Annotated in this window: 15 protein-coding genes and 2 tRNA genes; 5 read left to right on the forward strand and 12 right to left on the reverse strand. The window is 41.4% G+C overall.

Annotation, left to right across the window (positions count from 1 at the left end; translation table 11 throughout):
• The first annotated feature begins 13 nt into the window (after positions 1–13).
• Positions 14–763, forward strand: coding sequence for a hypothetical protein (locus tag ACU0NF_RS01380; RefSeq protein ID WP_445659888.1), 750 nt, complete (start codon positions 14–16; stop codon positions 761–763).
• 134 nt (positions 764–897) lie between these two features.
• Complete coding sequence (locus ACU0NF_RS01385) at positions 898–1,056, forward strand: hypothetical protein (RefSeq protein ID WP_445659889.1); 159 nt, start codon at positions 898–900, stop codon at positions 1,054–1,056.
• Positions 1,057–1,295: 239 nt separating this feature from the next.
• Here ACU0NF_RS01385 and ACU0NF_RS01390 read toward each other — a convergent pair whose 3' ends face one another.
• From ACU0NF_RS01390 to ompR, 3 genes are all read right to left on the reverse strand, one after another.
• Positions 1,296–2,813, reverse strand: coding sequence for an acetyl-CoA hydrolase/transferase family protein (locus ACU0NF_RS01390; protein ID WP_445659890.1), 1,518 nt, complete (start codon positions 2,811–2,813; stop codon positions 1,296–1,298).
• Positions 2,814–3,018: 205 nt separating this feature from the next.
• Positions 3,019–4,479, reverse strand: a complete 1,461-nt coding sequence (locus ACU0NF_RS01395) for an ATP-binding protein (RefSeq protein WP_445659891.1) — start codon at positions 4,477–4,479, stop codon at positions 3,019–3,021.
• Between the two features lie 275 nt (positions 4,480–4,754).
• Positions 4,755–5,519, reverse strand: a complete 765-nt coding sequence (gene ompR, locus ACU0NF_RS01400; RefSeq protein WP_131289339.1) for an osmolarity response regulator transcription factor OmpR — start codon at positions 5,517–5,519, stop codon at positions 4,755–4,757.
• A 336-nt stretch (positions 5,520–5,855) separates the two neighbouring features.
• Between ompR and ACU0NF_RS01405 the strand changes: the two genes are divergently transcribed.
• A complete protein-coding gene (locus ACU0NF_RS01405; RefSeq protein WP_445659892.1) occupies positions 5,856–8,219 on the forward strand; it encodes a Tex family protein in 2,364 nt (787 codons plus the stop codon).
• 50 nt (positions 8,220–8,269) lie between these two features.
• On the opposite strand, the gene ACU0NF_RS01410 is transcribed toward ACU0NF_RS01405, so the two are convergent.
• The 3 genes from ACU0NF_RS01410 to ACU0NF_RS01420 all read right to left on the reverse strand — a co-directional run bounded on the left by ACU0NF_RS01410 (position 8,270) and on the right by ACU0NF_RS01420 (position 11,146).
• Positions 8,270–8,584 (reverse strand): hypothetical protein, encoded by a 315-nt coding sequence (locus tag ACU0NF_RS01410; RefSeq protein WP_445659893.1) that lies wholly within the window; start codon positions 8,582–8,584, stop codon positions 8,270–8,272.
• Positions 8,585–8,665: 81 nt separating this feature from the next.
• Positions 8,666–9,553, reverse strand: a complete 888-nt coding sequence (locus ACU0NF_RS01415) for an SDR family NAD(P)-dependent oxidoreductase (RefSeq protein ID WP_131268448.1) — start codon at positions 9,551–9,553, stop codon at positions 8,666–8,668.
• 315 nt (positions 9,554–9,868) lie between these two features.
• Entirely contained in the window at positions 9,869–11,146 is a 1,278-nt protein-coding gene (locus ACU0NF_RS01420; RefSeq protein WP_445659894.1) for an O-acetylhomoserine aminocarboxypropyltransferase/cysteine synthase family protein, read from the reverse strand.
• 305 nt (positions 11,147–11,451) lie between these two features.
• On the opposite strand from ACU0NF_RS01420, the gene ettA reads away from it, so the two are divergent.
• Positions 11,452–13,113: an energy-dependent translational throttle protein EttA gene (gene ettA / locus ACU0NF_RS01425; RefSeq protein ID WP_131383118.1), complete on the forward strand. Its 1,662-nt coding sequence runs from the start codon at positions 11,452–11,454 to the stop codon at positions 13,111–13,113.
• 73 nt (positions 13,114–13,186) lie between these two features.
• Here ettA and ACU0NF_RS01430 read toward each other — a convergent pair whose 3' ends face one another.
• Positions 13,187–13,714, reverse strand: coding sequence for a tetratricopeptide repeat protein (locus ACU0NF_RS01430; RefSeq protein ID WP_445659895.1), 528 nt, complete (start codon positions 13,712–13,714; stop codon positions 13,187–13,189).
• A gap of 302 nt (positions 13,715–14,016) precedes the next feature.
• Here ACU0NF_RS01430 and ACU0NF_RS01435 point away from each other — a divergent pair, with 302 nt between their 5' ends.
• A complete protein-coding gene (locus ACU0NF_RS01435) occupies positions 14,017–14,991 on the forward strand; it encodes a cation diffusion facilitator family transporter (RefSeq protein ID WP_445659896.1) in 975 nt (324 codons plus the stop codon).
• 18 nt (positions 14,992–15,009) lie between these two features.
• Here ACU0NF_RS01435 and ACU0NF_RS01440 read toward each other — a convergent pair whose 3' ends face one another.
• The 5 genes from ACU0NF_RS01440 to ACU0NF_RS01460 all read right to left on the reverse strand — a co-directional run bounded on the left by ACU0NF_RS01440 (position 15,010) and on the right by ACU0NF_RS01460 (position 17,672).
• Positions 15,010–15,351 (reverse strand): hypothetical protein, encoded by a 342-nt coding sequence (locus tag ACU0NF_RS01440; protein WP_131268439.1) that lies wholly within the window; start codon positions 15,349–15,351, stop codon positions 15,010–15,012.
• 138 nt (positions 15,352–15,489) lie between these two features.
• Positions 15,490–15,565 (reverse strand) — tRNA-Glu (locus ACU0NF_RS01445).
• Positions 15,566–15,595: 30 nt separating this feature from the next.
• A tRNA-Ala gene (locus ACU0NF_RS01450) sits at positions 15,596–15,671 on the reverse strand.
• Between the two features lie 58 nt (positions 15,672–15,729).
• Entirely contained in the window at positions 15,730–17,238 is a 1,509-nt protein-coding gene (gltX, locus tag ACU0NF_RS01455; RefSeq protein ID WP_370982820.1) for a glutamate--tRNA ligase, read from the reverse strand.
• A 131-nt stretch (positions 17,239–17,369) separates the two neighbouring features.
• A complete protein-coding gene (locus tag ACU0NF_RS01460; RefSeq protein ID WP_131383114.1) occupies positions 17,370–17,672 on the reverse strand; it encodes a hypothetical protein in 303 nt (100 codons plus the stop codon).
• Positions 17,673–18,003 lie beyond the last annotated feature (331 nt).

Raw genomic sequence — 18,003 nt, forward strand, 5'->3', positions numbered from 1 at the left:
AACGGAGTTTTACGTGCCAAGGATTTTTCTCATTTTAGGATTGGCGACATGTGCCGTATTTGGCTGGATGTTTTATCAGTATTCAGTACAGCAAAATGACCTGGGCCAACTCCATAATTACCAAACTGTATTGTATGAAAAGGCTGAACTCATTTATGAGCAAGCCCAAGACTGGTCTGAGCCGATTGATGTCAATGTGGCAGATAAGCGTTTACAGGGCGATTATAAAGTGATGGCAGATTTTGTGCTGAGTCAGATGATTCAAAATGCTGAAGCCAGGAATGAGTATCTACGCCAGCTTAAAGCGATCCATTGGGATGAGTTTTTAAATATCGACCGCTTAGACAAAGACCGTAAACAGAAGTATGTAGAAACGGAACAGATGCTGAAACAGGCCCATCTTCTGGCTGCGCAGTATCAAGAGCAAACCCAGCAACGTGAAGAAGATACCTTGGCAAGAGCCAAACATTTATCAATTAGATCTAATCTGCGCCATCAATTAACGGACAGCCTACGCGAAAGTCGTGATAACGATAAAACCCACGCTTTATTTGCTTTGGAATTGCAAATGTTAACTAAAGCCGATGCTCTGTTTGAAATTCTGAAAAATAATAAATGGCAGAAAAAGAACAAAACCTTTATGTTTTATGAAGATCAGCCTTTAAAGCAGTTTAATGCCTTGTATCAAGAAGTGTTGCAGTTAAATGCAGAAATGGAAAAAATTAAAAAGCAAAATCGCAAGGCGGTTGAGCAGCGCTTATAACATTTGAGTTGGGTTTTATCTTAAATAAATCATTAGTGAATTTGATATTTCAAGATAGATACCAATGACTTCAAGTTATAAACTTGCCTGTTTAGCAGTAACGTATCAATATTTTCATAACTTTGGTTATGGGTATGACGACATCGGTCATGGCTCGCTTCTATTCTTCGGCAAGTCTGCAAAGTTTAGATGATGAGGGTTTGGCCTGGATTTTAGGTCAAGACGACTCAATACAGACTGCGACGGATCCGCATCGTTTATATGGATATAAAACTATTAAAGTCTTGAATTAATGGGTTGATCGAGAAATCGATGGAGATTTAAATCAATTCAGCAATATATTTTATACCAATGAACGGGGGCTAGAGTTTTTCAGATAAATCGTGATGTTGTGAGTATAGGCATTCTTGAGTTTTCATTAACCATTCATGGTCTCACAGAGATGGGTAATGCAATCGCTGATCAGATGAAATTTGATTAAAACATGCTCATAAAAAAACGCCCCTCGGGGCGTTTTTTTATGAGCATTCAATTAAGCAATTTTAGCTTCTGCTTGAGCTGCTAGCATATGACCAGTTTCTTCAAAGTTAGAGTGCCATGAAAGTGCTTCACGAAGAAGGTGAGGCGTGTGGCCACCTTTTGCACATGAACGGTCAAAGTAATCATTCAATGCATCGCGGTACATTGGGTGAGCACAGTTGTCGATGATGGCACGAGCACGTTCACGTGGCGCTAAACCGCGTAAGTCTGCAAGACCTTGTTCAGTCACAAGAATATCCACATCATGTTCAGAATGGTCTACGTGTGACGCCATTGGCACGATTGAAGAGATGTCGCCACCTTTTGCAATCGACTTGGTTACAAAGATTGCCAAGTGTGCATTACGTGCGAAGTCACCTGAACCACCGATCCCGTTCATCATTTTAGTACCGCAAACGTGAGTTGAGTTTACGTTACCGTAAATATCAAACTCGAGCGCAGTGTTGATGCCGATAATACCTAAACGACGAACCAATTCAGGGTGGTTTGAAATTTCTTGTGGACGAAGTACCAACTTGTCTTTGTACGCTTCAAGGTTGTTAAATACTTTTTCGCCATATTTAGCAGAAAGTGTAATAGAAGAACCTGACGCAAATTTCATTTTACCTGCATCGATCAATTCAAAAGTACAGTCTTGAAGGACTTCTGAATACATCACAAGATCTTCGAAGTTAGAGTCTTTAAGACCGGTCAATACCGCATTGGCAATCGAACCAATACCTGCCTGTAATGGGCCAAGATCTTTCGGTAAACGACCTTCAGCAACTTCTTGTTCAAAGAAATTGATCAAATGGTTGGCGATCCCTTGAGTTTCATCATCCGGAAGGGTCACAGTTGATGGGGAATCGTGGTAATCGTTGTTAAATACGATCCCTGCGATTTTAGAAGGATCGATATTGATTGCATGCGTACCAATACGTTCATCGACTTGAGTCAAAGGAATCGCTTGACGTGTTGGACGGTAAGTCGGGATATAAATATCATGTAAGCCTTCAAAAGCAGGGCTTAAATTAGTGTTAATTTCTACAATTACTTTTTCAGCAAAAATGGCAAAGCTTGCAGAGTTACCCACAGAGGTCGTTGGAATGATGCCGCCATCTTCAGTAATGGCAACTGCTTCAATGATTGCAATATCCGGTTTTTTAAGCTGAAGGTTACGCATTTGTTCAACGGTTTCAGACAAATGCTGATCGATGAACATGACTTCGCCTTTGTTGATGGCTTTACGTAAAGTACTATCTACTTGGAAAGGTAAACGGCGAGCAAGAACACCAGCTTCAGTTAATTGTTTATCTAAGTCGTTACCCAGACTGGCGCCAGTAATTAAAGTAATTTTCAAAGGATTACTGTGAGCTTGTTTTACAAGTGCCAAAGGAACAGCTTTTGCTTCACCTGCACGAGTAAATCCACTCATACCTACAGTCATACCATCTTGGATAAAAGTAGCAGCTTGTTCTGCGCTCATGACTTTGTCATGAAGTGACGCTAAACGAATACGATCTAAAGACATGGTTTACGCTCAATTCTTGTTCAAAACTAGACGGATTGTACCGTCCCAAAAAGGAATTGTGCATGCCTGTTAGGCTAAGGTCTAATTTTTTGAAAAAATGTGGGTATAACAATTTTTGATGGTTTTTAATTGATTGATTTAAATCATGTAAAAACCAAGAGCTTAATAGTTAAACAAAACTGTTTGTTTATTAATTAATCAATGGCTAAAAGTGTCCGGTGAAAGTTTGCTTAATTTTTCCCAAGGCACTGTGGGGTACATTTTCCTCAATTTCATCGTGAAGTATAGGTAAACAAATCACTGCTTCTAAACCACCCTCAGGGCGATTGTGAATGCTAAGTTGCCCTTGATGCATGTCGACAATACGCTTCACAATGGCTAAACCCAAACCGCTGCCTTGCACCGTACGCGCTTCATTACCTCGCACAAAGGGTTGCATCAAGTCTTCAATCTGATCTTCAGGAATACCTTCCCCATTGTCTGCAACACGAATAAAAATTTGCTCATCTTCCACTTTCGCTGACAATTCAATCGGTTCAGCGCCATAACGTCTCGAGTTGTTAATTAAATTGCCAATCATACGTTTTAAAGACTGGCTACGTGCCTGAATGATCGGAACATCTTGGACGGTAAAACGGATATCTAAGGGTTTGAACTGAATGACTAATTCTTGTAATAGCATATTAATATCAGTGTCTTGAAGTTCCTCATCTGAGCCATCTCGCATGTATGAGATGAACTGATCAAGAATCGCATCCATATCTTCGACATCATAAATTAAGCCTTCTTTCAGAAAGTCTTCATCCGGCATCATTTCGGCGCTTAAGCGAATTCGGGTCAGTGGTGTTCGCAAGTCATGGGAAATCCCGGCCAGCATAATACGGCGGTCACGCTCAGTCTGATCCAGGGTATAAATCATATGATTAAAGGCTTGGTTGACTTCGCGAATTTCTTGGGGACCATGATTGGTTTCGAGATAAGGTGCAGAACCCTTTTTACTATAATTGTTTGCCGCATGTTGCAGGCGGCGTAAGGGGCGATTTAACTGGCGAACCAGAGTCAAAATGATGGCAGCGGCAATAAGGGGTACACCCAGCAACCAGCCAAACACCAGTTCAGGACTATAATTGGCATAGGTTTTTAACGGTTCGCGCACCCAATGTCCGTTCATTTCCGGGGTCTGAATCCAAATACGCGGGCTGGGTTTAAACTGGAAATAAACCGTTACTTGCTTAACTTTCAGTTCCTTGGCTAACTTTTTTTCAATTTGATTGGTAAAAAATTCGGCAATGACTTTGTCACGAACACTCGGATATTCTTTCGGATCGGTAATGTATTCAATCCCAACCCGGTTTTTTAGCCAGGTATCGACATCCACTTCGGCATCATTATGAAAAATACGTAAGTCGGGGTTGTTGAGGATTTCCAGTTCAACACCTAAATATCGGGCGTGTTGCTGAATTTCTGGAAGATATAGGGTGCGCCAGAAGAACCATAACGACATAAATAAACTGAAAAATACAATGAATAACACGAGCACTGTGGTACGCATTGCAGCAGAACGCGGCTTGATTTTGTCAAAAAAGCGTTCCGAACGGGTGCGCTTCTTTTCCGAATAAGTCTCAAAATCAGTAAATTTCTGTGGGTCGATGGGTTCGAGTTTCACACCAGCTTCCTGTAGGTATTTTTTAAATTGAGCAGTAATAATATTCGCGGTGTGGAATTTGACTGCCTGTACCTTCGATGGAAGGAGCTTGTTGTGTTACTTTTAAAAAGTAACCAAAAACTTTTGCCATTCACAAAACCTGTTCACTGTTATCTGTTTACTCAGCGCATCGCAGAAACAATATTTATCGAATGAAGGGCGGTTGTGAATGGCGTGCATGCGTATCTAATCTCAGTTTGAATAACAAATAGCTTTGTATTCAAACATAGTAGTCATTATTCCGCACCATCTGGAACAAAGACATAACCTACGCCCCAAACCGTTTGGATATAACGTGCGCGGGCAGGGTTTTCTTCAACCAGACGACGTAAACGGGACACCTGAACGTCAATAGAGCGTTCCATTGCACCCCACTCACGACCACGCGCCAGATTCATCAACTTGTCACGCGTCAACGGTTCACGCGGATGTTGTACCAGTGCTTTAAGTACAGCGAACTCACCCGTAGTCAGTGTCACCACTTGACCTTCACGCGTCAGCGTACGCGTAGACAAATCTAGTGACCATGGGCCAAAGCTGACCACTTCCATTTGCTGGCTAGGCGCACCCGGAACTTCACGTACTTGACGACGCAGTACTGCACGAATACGCGCTAACAGCTCATTTGGATTAAATGGTTTAGGCAAGTAGTCATCAGCGCCGGCTTCAAGCCCTGCAATGCGGTCAGAGTCGCTGCCACGTGCAGTCAGCATGATGATAGGTGTATCGATATTGGACTGGCGTAAACGACGGCAAATGCTTAAGCCATCTTCCACAGGTAACATGAAATCGAGCACGATCAGGGAGAAAAGTTCGCGCTGTAATAAACGATCCATTTGTGTCGCATCGTGTGCAGTTTTGACCACGAAGCCTTTATCTTCTAGAAAGCGCTGTAATAACGTACGTAAACGCACATCATCATCTACAACGAGAATGCGTTCGACGCGATCAGTTTCGTTTTGTACTGGATCTGTTTTTTCAGCAGGTACAACTAAACTCATGATGTGCTCCTTTATTCTTTATTGTCATCGTAAACAAAAGTTCGGATAGCCTTGAGTATACGATTCATTTGCATCTGTTTACTATGCTCTAAAGCAACAAATATAGCAGGTAAAATCAAGACATAGATACCAAATGTATACATCTAAATTAGGGTAAATCCCGCCCAATATGCCCTTTAAAAAACGACTTATCACTTAATTTTGTAGGGAATTATGAAAATGCCATGAATTGGCAATATTGACCACTTATAAATTTAATAAAAACAATTGTGGATTTTATGGTCTTGGTCTTTATAATCATGCCATTTAGTACTTATCCTTGTGGGATCAAACACGATGACTGACTTAGTTCAGCAGTTAGCAAAAGAAATTGCCGTACGTCCAAATCAAGTAGAAGCTGCCATCAAGCTGATTGATGAAGGTGCAAGCGTTCCATTTATTGCACGTTACCGTAAAGAGGTAACTCAGGGCTTAGACGATACGCAGTTACGCCAACTCAATACGCGTTTATCGTATTTACGCGATTTATTTGAGCGCCGTGAAAAAGTAATTGAATCTCTGAAAGAACAAAATAAATTGTCAGATGATTTACTGAACCGCGTAAACGCTGCTGAAACCAAGAATGCTTTAGAAGAACTTTACGCACCGTACCGTCCAAAACGTACCAGCAAGTCGTTTAAAGCCAAAGAAGCAGGTTTAGGTCCAATCGCGGCAAAAATCTTTGCTGAAGCCATTGATCCAGCCGAAGCTTTAGCCGGTTTTAGCCATGAAAATTATCCTGATGTGGAAAGTCAGTTGGATGCGATCCAGCACATCCTGATTGATGACTGGGCGCAGAACATTGCTTTAACCACAGAATTAAAAGCAACCTTTGCCAAAACAGCAGTATTAAAAAGTGCAGTTGCAAGTGAAGAGAAAAAAGAAGTTGGCAAGAAATTCCGTGATTACTTCGATTTCTCTGAAAACTTCAACAAAGTCCCTTCACACCGCTTACTGGCAATGTTACGTGGCCGTCAAGAAAACGTATTGGGCTTAAAGGTTGATGGTGAAGATGATGCACTATTGGCGCGTATTGAAACTGAATACAATCTTGATTCGGTTCAACCACAAGCGCGTGCAGATTACTTGAAACAGACCGCTAAACTGTTCTGGTTAGGTAAGGTTCGTCCACAAATCGAACATTCATTACTGACTGAAAAACGTTTGGCTGCTGAAAGCGAGGCGATGGAAGTCTTTGCAGAAAACTTGCGTCATTTATTGCTTTCTGCACCAGCAGGCGCGCGTACTACTTTGGGTGTCGATCCAGGTATCCGTACCGGCGTGAAACTGGCTGTAGTCAATGCATCAGGTGATGTAGTTGCCCATAGCACCATTTACCCCTTTGCGCCAAAAGAAGACAAAGAAGGTTCAATTGCTGAACTTGCACGTCTTTGCCGTGAATTCAATGTCGATTTAATCGCAATTGGCAATGGTACCGCTAGCCGTGAAACTGAAGCAGTTGTTGCTGAAATGATGGCTGCAAACGCAGACTTAAACTTAACTCGCGTTTCAGTATCTGAAGCGGGTGCATCGGTTTATTCAGCGTCTGAATTGGCATCACAAGAATTGCCAGAGCTAGACGTTTCAATTCGTGGTGCAGTTTCAATTGCCCGTCGTTTACAAGATCCATTGGCTGAACTTGTGAAGATTGATCCTAAGTCGATTGGTGTAGGTCAATATCAACATGACGTGAACCAAACAGGCTTGGCGAAAACCCTTGAAGCTGTGGTTGAAGACTGTGTGAACTCGGTTGGTGTGGATGTAAATACCGCATCTCCTGCAATCCTGTCGTATATCGCAGGTTTGAACAAATCGATTGCGCAACAAATTTATGAATACCGTAAAGAAAATGGCCGTTTTGACAACCGTCAGGCCTTGAAAAATGTACCTCGTTTAGGTGAGCGTACCTTTGAACAGGCAGCGGGTTTCTTGCGTATTCAAGACGGTTCTGAGCCACTGGATGCATCTGCGGTTCACCCTGAATCTTATGCTTTGGTGAGCAAAATTGTTGAAGCAAAAGCAACCACTGTAAAAGATATTATTGGTAATTCTGAAATCATTCGCCAAGTCGATGCTGAAGCATTTGCAGATGACAAATTCGGTCTGCCTACCATTCAAGACGTACTGAGCGAACTGGAAAAACCAGGTCGTGACCCACGTCCAGAATTCCGTACTGCAAAATTCCGTGAAGACATTACCGAAGTATCGCAATTGACTGAAGGCTTGCAACTTGAAGGCGTGATCACCAATGTGACCAACTTCGGTGCATTCGTGGATGTCGGCGTACATCAAGACGGTTTAGTGCATATTTCTGAACTTGCCAATGAGTTTGTATCGGATCCACACAAAGTGGTGAAACCGGGTCAAATCGTTCAAGTACGTGTATTACAAGTAGATGCTGAACGTAACCGTGTCAACTTGTCTATGCGTCCTGAAGGTTCAGAAGCACCGGCGAAAGCACTACGTCAGCCACGCCGTGAGCAAAATGCTCATACTGAACAACGTGGTGAACGTAAGCCACAAGCGAAGCGTCCACAAAATGCACGTCCTCAGGGTGATCGTCCACACGCGAAAAAACCTCAATCTGCTAAACCACAAGAGCAAAAAATTGGTGGTTTGGGTGCATTGTTATTACAAGCGGGGATTAAAGGTTCTAAATAATTTTTAGAGTTCTTTAAGATTTAAAAAACCTCCCTTTAAGGGAGGTTTTTTTATACCAGCTTTGGCACAATCCAACTACAAATAATCAGCATAATGCCTAAATGTCCCAACTTGCGGCTCACTTTTTCTAATGTTGAAACTTGCACAGCAGGCTGTTGAGAAGTCCCTTTCAGTTTTATCGATGCCATCGACTTATTGAAATGTAAAAATATAGCCAGATCGATACAAATTAAAATACTGCCGACATCACTGACGATATCCATCAATTGATAATCTTGTTGATAGAGAGAAGTCGCTATTTGGTAGCAAAGGAACAGGGCAAAAGCCAAACAGGCACATTGAAAAATAACAGCAGCAATCCGCATAAAAAATCTAAAAGCAAAAAATGATGTGTGTTTATAACATAAAAAAGCCAGTCTAATGACTGGCTTTAATATTGCACAATCTTACCAATGTTCACCCGGGAACAAACGTGCATACGCTTTTTGAACCCAATTCAATTTCTGTGGCTGACCTACCGAAGCTGAAGAGCTTGGGAACAGGTTATAACCAATCGACATCAATTTATTGTTGATGTCTGGCGCAATAGAGTAAGTGATAGAAGCCAGACGGCCTAAGTGAGTTGCCACTTTCTTCGGACGTTTCACAATTGCATAAGCAATTAAATCTGCTGCCTGTTCAGGAGAAAGGGTTGGCACATATTTATAAATTTTGGTTGGTGCAATCATAGGTGTGCGCACCAACGGCATGTAAACCGAAGTAATCGCAATTTTATGTGAGTGAACTTCAGCAGACAGACAGCGGCTGAATGCATCCAGTGCGGCTTTAGATGCGACATAAGCGGAAAAACGGGTCGCATTGGCCAATACACCAATCGAGCTGATGTTAATGATATGGCCATCACGACGAATCATCATCTGTGGCAAGATATTCATCACTAAACGGATGGCACCGAAATAATTTAGCTGCATGGTGCGTTCAAAATCATGGAAGCGGTCTGATGATTCATGTACTGCACGACGAATAGAACGTCCTGCATTGTTAATTAAAATATCAATATGATCGACAGACGCTAAAATTTGTTTAGAGACTTCATCAATGGATTCCATGTTATTTAAATCACATGGATAGACTGAAGCCTGTCCACCTTTTGCTTCAATTTCTTGTTTAACTTGATCTAATGTGTCTTTGGTACGTGCAACCAATAAAACATGTGCGCCGGCATCGGCAAGTTTATGTGCAGCAGTTAAGCCAATACCACTGGATGCACCTGTAATTAAAACCACTTTACCGTTGACTCGGTTTCGAAAGAGTTTCTCTAGTCTTGAATTCACGCTGTTTTTTCCTGATTTAAATAAAACTAAATTCTAGATTATGTTTTTTGTAGTTGATTATTTGGCTCAAAATATTGGGGAATTGAGCTCTTCTCATCTGGGTTATGATAACCAATGTTGAAAAAAAATCTATAAATAAGTTATTGAATTTACAAATATAATTAGAGTAATTGCTCTATTATTGTTCTTCTTATAACTTAATTTTTACCACGAATTCAAAACAAAGCAAAGAGAAATAAGCACAAAGTAATTAAGAAATAAAAAACCTTCTTCCCGATGAGGAAGAAGGCCAGATTTAAAATGGATGACCAAACATTAAACTTGAGCAAGCGCCTGTTCTAAATCTGCAATTAAATCATCAATATGCTCAATTCCAACTGACAAGCGAACCATATCCGTGCTGACGCCAGCCGACTTTAATTCTTCTTCATTCAACTGGCGGTGGGTTGTGGTAGCCGGGTGGCAAGCAAGGCTTTTTGCATCGCCAATATTCACCAGACGGGTGAAGAGTTGCAGCGCATCAATAAAGCGAGTGCCGCCTTCAAGGCCATCTTGTACACCAAAAGACAGAATCGCAGATGGTTTGCCTTTCACATATTTTTGCGCCAAAGCATGCTGCGGATGATCTTTTAAGCCAGCATAATTGACCCATTTCACTTTTGAATGCTGCTTTAAATACTCCGCTACTTTTTGCGCATTTTCAGTATGGCGTTCCATGCGTAAATTCAAAGTTTCTAAACCTTGCAGGATAAGGAATACGCTGAGAGGACTAATCGCGGCACCGGTATTGCGTAATGGCACCACACGGGCACGCGCGATATAAGCTGCTTCACCTAAAGCTTCCACATAATTCACCCCATGATAGCTTGGATCAGGTGTATTCAACACTTTAAAACGCTCAGGATATTTGCCCCAAGGGAATTTGCCGCTATCTACAATGGCGCCGCCAATCGAGTTGCCGTGACCGCCAATATATTTGGTGAGTGAGTGCACCACAATGTCTGCCCCATGTTCGAAGGGTTTCAGCAGAGCAGGGGTGGCAACCGTATTATCGACAATAACGGGTACGCCATATTCATGGGCGATTTTCGAAATGGCTTCCAGGTCAATGATATTGCCAAGGGGATTACCAATCGATTCCACAAACACCAGTTTGGTTTTGTCATCAATTAGACCACGTAGCGCTTCAGGATCTTGATAATCGAAGAAACGTACTTCAATGCCTTGTTTTTGCAAACTGTGTGCAAACAAGTTGTAAGTTCCACCATATAAAGTGGACACAGAGGCAATATTGTCACCGGCTTCGGCAATGGTCTGAATGGAATAGGTAATGGCTGACATGCCCGAAGCCAAAGCCAATGCGCCAATACCGCCTTCAAGCGCAGCCAGACGTTGCTCTAAAACAGCTGTAGTCGGGTTCATAATACGGGTGTAGATATTTCCCTGAACCTTTAAATCGAACAAATCGGCCCCATGTTGCGTATTGTCAAAGGCATAAGATGTGGTTTGATAAATCGGTACAGCCACGGCTTTCGTTGTTGGGTCCAGGCTATAACCGGCATGGATGGCCAGGGTTTCGTCTTTATAAGTCATGTTTACATCATCTTCGTGAGTTAAATATTGATCGAGTTTAGCATTTCTATATATAAGTCAAAGTGCTATTTAAGTGAAATTGTTATCTTAAATATTCATATGATGCTAATTTTAGTACAAGCTGAACAAAATTAACTGTGTATGAATATGTTTAAAAAATAAACATGCCCTGAGTTGTAACATTCTATTGAAGATGCAAGCTATGCCTTATTTTTTCGGCACTTTCATCGTATAATGCCGGCAATTATTTGTTCGCATAATATTATTGCTATGCGAATGTTGTTTTTTCTATAGAGGAGTCCTACGTGGCCCAATATATTTACACGATGAACCGTGTGTCGAAGATGGTTCCGCCTAAGCGCGAAATCCTGAAAGACATCTCTTTATCATTTTTCCCAGGCGCAAAAATTGGTGTGCTTGGTTTAAACGGTGCAGGTAAATCTACCTTGCTTCGTATTATGGCGGGCGTAGATAAAGATTTCTCAGGTGAAGCACGTGCTCAACCGGGTATTAAAATCGGTTATCTTGAGCAGGAACCACCATTAGATCCAAATAAAGACGTTCGTGGTAACGTTGAAGATGGTTTGCGTGAACCGCTAGATGCCTTGGCGCGTCTGGATGAAGTATTTGCAGAATATGCAGCAGAAGATGCTGACTTTGATGCACTTGCAAAAGAACAAGAGAAACTGGAAGCGATTATCCAGACTTGGGATGCACATAACCTAAGCAACCAGATGGATCAGGCAGCAGCTGCATTAAACCTTCCAGCTTGGGATGCAGACGTAGCCTTGCTTTCAGGTGGTGAACGTCGTCGTGTTGCACTTTGTCGTTTATTGCTATCTAAACCAGACATGTTGCTTCTTGATGAACCGACGAACCATTTGGATGCAGAATCTGTATCTTGGTTGGAACGTTTCTTGAAAGACTTCGCCGGTACAATCGTTGCGATTACGCATGACCGTTATTTCTTGGATAACGTGGCCGAGTGGATTCTGGAGCTTGACCGTGGACATGGTATTCCTTACCAAGGCAACTATTCTTCTTGGTTGGAACAGAAAAATGCCCGTTTAGAGCAAGAAAACAAGCAGGAAGAATCTTTTGCCAAAGCATTGAAGAAAGAACTTGAATGGGTTCGTTCGAATGCTAAAGGTCAGCAAAAGAAAAACAAAGCACGTATGGAGCGTTTTGAAGAGCTAAACTCTAAAGAGTTCCAGCAACGTAACGAAACCTCTGAAATCTACATTCCACCTGGTCCACGTTTAGGCAACAAGGTTGTAGACGTTGAAGGAATCAGTAAATCGTTTGATGGTCGTTTGCTCTATGAGAACTTAACTTTCTCTGTGCCACCAACTGCGATTGTGGGTATTGTTGGTCCGAATGGTGCAGGTAAAACCACATTGTTCCGTATGATGACGGGCGAGCAACAGCCAGATACCGGTACGGTAACGCTGGGTGAGTCGGTTAAAGTGGCTTACGTGGGTCAGTTACGTGATACTTTAGATGACAATAAAACCGTTTGGGAAGAAATTTCTGGCGGTTTGGATATCTTGAAAGTGGGCGATTACGAAATCGCATCACGTGCTTATATCGGCCGTTTCAACTTTAAAGGTCAAGATCAGCAAAAACGTGTTGGCAGCTTGTCTGGTGGTGAGCGTAACCGTCTGCAACTTGCAAAAATCTTGCAGCAAGGTGCAAACGTAATCTTGCTGGATGAACCATCGAATGACTTGGATATTGAAACTTTACGTGCGCTTGAGGATGCAATTCTTGTATTCCCGGGTACGGTAATGGTGGTATCGCATGACCGTTGGTTCCTGGACCGTATTGCGACACACATCTTGTCATTTGAAAATGAACAGCCTGAATTCTACGCGGGTAACTATGCTGAGTATGAAGCATATCGCCAGTCACGTTTGGGTGATGCTGCTGTACAAAAGCGTTCTAAATACAAAAAAATCGGCGTTTAACCGCTTGTTTTTGTATGACTAAAAAACCAGCCTGCGGGCTGGTTTTTTTGTTGGTGATTTTTATTGATAATTTTTAGGAAAATGCCAATTGGCTATATGCCTTTTCTAAGGTCATTTGTGCTTCATGATGGCCTTGCTTAGCCGCTTCTTTTAGCCATTCTTCCGCAAGGGTATAATTTTTATCTAGGCCTGATTGCCCATGCAGATAAGCTACACCTAATTTATATTGCGCCTCACTATGACCTTGCTTAGCCGCTTTTGTTAGCCATTCTTGCGCATGGGTAGGGTTCTTATCTAGGCCCAATTGCCCCTGAAGATAACCTAAACCTAATTTATATTGCGCTTCACTATGGCCTTTTAATGCAGCACTTAAAAAGTTCCACATTGCATTTCGATTATTATGAACGGATTGATCATGATCAAGCATGTAATGATGTTTGATTGCAAGCTGCTCGAAAACTTGGCCTTGTTCAAATGCCAGATTTGCTTCATTTATTTTTATATTTTGCATACCTTGCGAAGGTTGATCTGAAGGACTAAGTAAACTATTTACTATTTTTTTTATCTTATTCACGATCATAATCAACTCCTCTTTAAGCATTGAATTATCATAATCTAATTATTTTAATGAAACGGTTATTTTTTATTCTAAGCACAAGCTGTTTGTAAGTAAATGAATTTTTTTTGTTAATTCAAAAAAATGAAAAGGGTTCAATGTTGTTTATTCATATAATATCAAAGTGAATAGTTTTCATATTTTACATAGATCTTTTTACTGCCTGTTAAAGATATTAGACCCTGCTAAAGAGATCGATTTATAGGGGATGGATGCTAAAAAAATAGAGCATTCATCTATGTGCTTACATAAGTTATTGACATAAATAAAAATAAACAGGAGGTGCAATGGGTGAACATCATGGACATGACCATAGTCATGCGGTTGTGACCGAAAATAATGCCAGAAAATTAAGCTTTGCCTTGTTGCTGACCACCACGTTTTTAATTGTTGAAGTGGTCGCAGGCTTTATCACGCAAAGTTTGGCTCTACTTTCCGATGCAGCCCACATGTTTACCGATGCTGCCGCGCTTGCGATAGCGCTTGTCGCCATAAAAATAGGCAAACTTCCGGCCGACGATAAACGCAATTTTGGCTACCAGCGCTTTGAAATTTTAGCGGCCCTGTTCAATGCATCTATGCTGTTTGTGGTGGCGATGTATATTTTGTACGAGGCTTATCAGCGTTTTTCAAACCCGCCTGAAATTCAAAGTATCGGCATGATGATTGTCGCGATGATTGGTTTGGTGATTAATCTGATTTCGATGAAAATCCTATTTTCAAGTAGCCAGGAAAGTCTGAATGTAAAAGGCGCGTACTTGGAAGTTTTCAGTGATGCTCTGGGTTCTGTAGGTGTGTTTATTGGGGCAGTGATTATTTATTTTACTCACTGGGTCTGGGTCGACAGCTTCATTGCGGTGCTGATCGGTTTTTGGGTGTTGCCTAGAACATGGGTTTTACTGAAGCAAAGCATCAATATTTTGCTTGAAGGTGTACCGGAAGAAATTGATATTGAAAAATTGCGGAATGATCTTTTGGGGTTGAAAGATGTTGAAAGCATTCATCAACTCAAGGTTTGGGCAATTACTTCAAAAAATGTGCATCTGACTGTGCATTTATATGCACCACAGGCAGACCGTAATGCCTTGTATCAGCAAGCTTTGGAAATGTTAAGCCATATTCATGGTATCACTGAAATGACGCTACAGATTGAAGAAGATGAATGTCTTGCACATTCACATTGTCAACCAGATACCCAAGCAAAGCATCCCCATCATCATGCTGAAGATTCACATCAGCACCGAGACAGAACCGGGGACTGATGTGAAATGAATTTTATTTTAAATTTCCCACTCGTGGTTGCACTCACGACATTTCCATTTCTTTTGTGACTGCATAAAGCCTTGCATCGAAATTTTAAAATCGGGCAGATCGCGGTAGAACATAAAGCCTGCAATCAGACACAGCACAAATACAACCACAGTTGCAGATTGTAGTGTTGTTCCTGCACCATCACCAAAAATCCACATTGCAATACTAATTAAAACCAACAGCAATAAGATGAAAACAGCAGGAATTAACAAGACTAAGCTTTTAGGTACCACTGGTCGTACCGCAGGTCCGCCGGATTGTGCAACAGGCATAATTTTAGGGCTTTGGCATTTTGGGCAACGGTATTGCATTACAACTCCAGAATTTTAATCTATGGGTTATTCTAATCTGAATGTCACGGAAAGCAAAAATACCGCTCATAAAATACCGTGAATAAAAAATTTAGACAATAAAAAAGCCACTGAATAGGTCAGTGGCTTTTTTGAATTTGGCGTCCCTACGGGGATTCGAACCCCGGTTACCGCCGTGAAAGGGCGATGTCCTAGGCCTCTAGACGATAGGGACTTATCGAGGCAACACAGGTAAAACATGAGATGGTGGAGTCAAGGAGGATCGAACTCCTGACCTCTACAATGCCATTGTAGCGCTCTACCAACTGAGCTATAACCCCCAGTCTGTGTGAGCGCAATATTAGGGGCATTGCGCTCATACGTCAACTATAAAATCAATTATGCTTCATCAACTGCGTCATTTTTCGGCAATTTTAAGCTTTCATTGAGTTTTTCCCAAACTTTTGCTTCTTTTTTGCTCGGACCGCCGACAATTTCAAGCGCATGGCGTAAACGTGCGAAAGTTAAGTCAGGGCCAATTGTCACCATAGATTGCATAACCGGAGTCGAACTGGTCGAACCCGCAATTGCAATAAAGAAAGTTGGCATGAAATCACGCAGCTTAACTTCCATCTGGCTTGCCAAGTCCATTAAAGTTTGGCTAACCGTGTCATTATTCCAAGTAAATAGGCTTTCCAGGCGCCAAATCGCGAATTGCAGGCTTTGACGCACTTGTTCTTCAGACAGTTTTTTGCTTTCAAACTGTTCTTTTGACAGCACAGGGAATTGGTTAAAGTAGAAACCGGCCCAGTTGACTGCTTCAGACAACAAGTTGATACGCGGTTGAATCGCAGCAGCGATATCTTCCAGAGTTTTACGGTCTGATTTCCAAGCCAACAGTGTATTTAACAATTCAGCAGGAGAAAGCGCTTTAATCCATTGGCCATTCAACCAGTTGAGTTTTTCAACGTCGAAGATTGGACCACCAAGGGATACGCGCTTAATGTCGAAATGTTCAATCATTTCTGCCAAAGTGAATTTTTCACTTTCATCCGGCATAGACCAGCCCATACGACCCAGATAGTTCAACAACGCTTCTGGAAGTACACCAATGTCTTTGTAATAATTGATTGAGGTTGGGTTTTTACGTTTCGATAATTTTGATTTATCCGGATTACGTAATAATGGCATGTGACAAAGCACAGGCATATCCCAACCAAAGTACTGGTATAACAACTGGTGTTTAGGTGCAGATGGAATCCATTCTTCACCACGAATCACGTGAGTAATTTCCATTAAATGGTCATCGACCACATTGGCCAAATGGTAAGTTGGCAAGCCATCTGTTTTAAGCAGAATTTGCATATCAACTTGTGCCCATGGGATTTCCACTTCGCCACGTAGCATATCGTCAAATTTGCAGCTGCCTTCAGCAGGCACTTTCATGCGAATCACATGTGCTTCGCCTGCAGCTAAACGACGTTGAACTTCATCTTCAGATAAAAGTAAACCACGGCCGTCATAACGCGGGCTTTCACCACGGGCTTGCTGTTCAGCACGCATTTGATCCAGTTCTTCACTCGTTGCGAAGCAGTAAAATGCATGACCTTTTTCAACCAGTTCTAAAGCATATTTTTTATAGATGTCCATTCGTTCCGATTGGCGATATGGCGCATGTGGACCACCGACATCGGGACCTTCTGACCAATTCAAACCTAACCAACGTAATGAATCTAAAATCATTTTTTCAGATTCAGGGGTTGAGCGAAGTTGATCGGTGTCTTCAATACGAAGAATAAATTCACCACCATGCTGTTTGGCAAAACATAAGTTGAACAAGGCAATATATGCAGTGCCTACATGTGGGAAGCCTGTAGGAGAAGGGGCAATACGAGTACGAACAGTCATAATCAATATTTTTCAGAATGTGAATGGAAAGTATTATAACGAAAAAGCCTAATCACTTAATGTTAAATTCAACATTGCAATGATTAGGCTTCATCTAAACTTCTTAAAGGGGCAAGAAGTTCGGTATTAAATTAAGAATTATTTTGCGGGAAGAAGACTTGAACAAAACGGGTAAATTTTTGATTTTGTGAAGCAAAAAAGCTTTGTGTAGGGGCAACTTTAATTTCAGTCAGGACTTTTAAATCATTGTCGTTACGAAAAGTGTTTGTGCCTTGCTTTTGCTGTTGCAATGCTTTTTCAATCAGTGAAGATTTTTCAGGTGAAAGACTGAGTTTGGTATCGGTGGCTTTAATGGCAGCCGCGTGTCCGATTTGGGCCATCAACCCTAAAGTTAGACTTAAACTCAATGCTGTAATAACTGGTGTAAATTTCATTTCCACATTCCCCTTACTGGTGTTGGAATTCCCTAGATATTATTTTTCTATTCTAGAGATACCATTTAAACACATAAAAAAATACAAAAGTAGAACTAGGTCACACTTTATTACAAAATGATAAGAAACTAATTCAATGTAGCTACTTTGTATCAAAAAACTATGGAGACAGCATGGAGAACCAGGCGAAAGATGGAGATATGCAGCAGTTTATGCATCTTTTAGTAGTAAAAATGCGTAGAAAAGCATTTTAGTGAATATCTCTAAAACTGATTTTTAATCAATAAAACAATATAAGCATATGATTGTTAAAATTTTTTTAGATTTATAT

It is taken from the genome of Acinetobacter sp. F16 (assembly GCF_052712855.1).

Coding starts and splice junctions, on each gene's coding strand:
- gltX (WP_370982820.1), bottom strand. CDS start 17,238: ATGACTGTTCGTACTCGTATTGCCCCTTCTCCTACAGGCTTCCCACAT.
- ompR (WP_131289339.1), bottom strand. CDS start 5,519: ATGAGTTTAGTTGTACCTGCTGAAAAAACAGATCCAGTACAAAACGAA.
- ACU0NF_RS01390 (WP_445659890.1), bottom strand. CDS start 2,813: ATGTCTTTAGATCGTATTCGTTTAGCGTCACTTCATGACAAAGTCATG.
- ACU0NF_RS01430 (WP_445659895.1), bottom strand. CDS start 13,714: ATGCTTAAAGAGGAGTTGATTATGATCGTGAATAAGATAAAAAAAATA.
- ACU0NF_RS01460 (WP_131383114.1), bottom strand. CDS start 17,672: ATGAAATTTACACCAGTTATTACAGCATTGAGTTTAAGTCTAACTTTA.
- ACU0NF_RS01405 (WP_445659892.1), top strand. CDS start 5,856: ATGACTGACTTAGTTCAGCAGTTAGCAAAAGAAATTGCCGTACGTCCA.
- ACU0NF_RS01435 (WP_445659896.1), top strand. CDS start 14,017: ATGGGTGAACATCATGGACATGACCATAGTCATGCGGTTGTGACCGAA.
- ACU0NF_RS01420 (WP_445659894.1), bottom strand. CDS start 11,146: ATGACTTATAAAGACGAAACCCTGGCCATCCATGCCGGTTATAGCCTG.
- ACU0NF_RS01440 (WP_131268439.1), bottom strand. CDS start 15,351: ATGCAATACCGTTGCCCAAAATGCCAAAGCCCTAAAATTATGCCTGTT.
- ACU0NF_RS01385 (WP_445659889.1), top strand. CDS start 898: ATGACGACATCGGTCATGGCTCGCTTCTATTCTTCGGCAAGTCTGCAA.
- ACU0NF_RS01410 (WP_445659893.1), bottom strand. CDS start 8,584: ATGCGGATTGCTGCTGTTATTTTTCAATGTGCCTGTTTGGCTTTTGCC.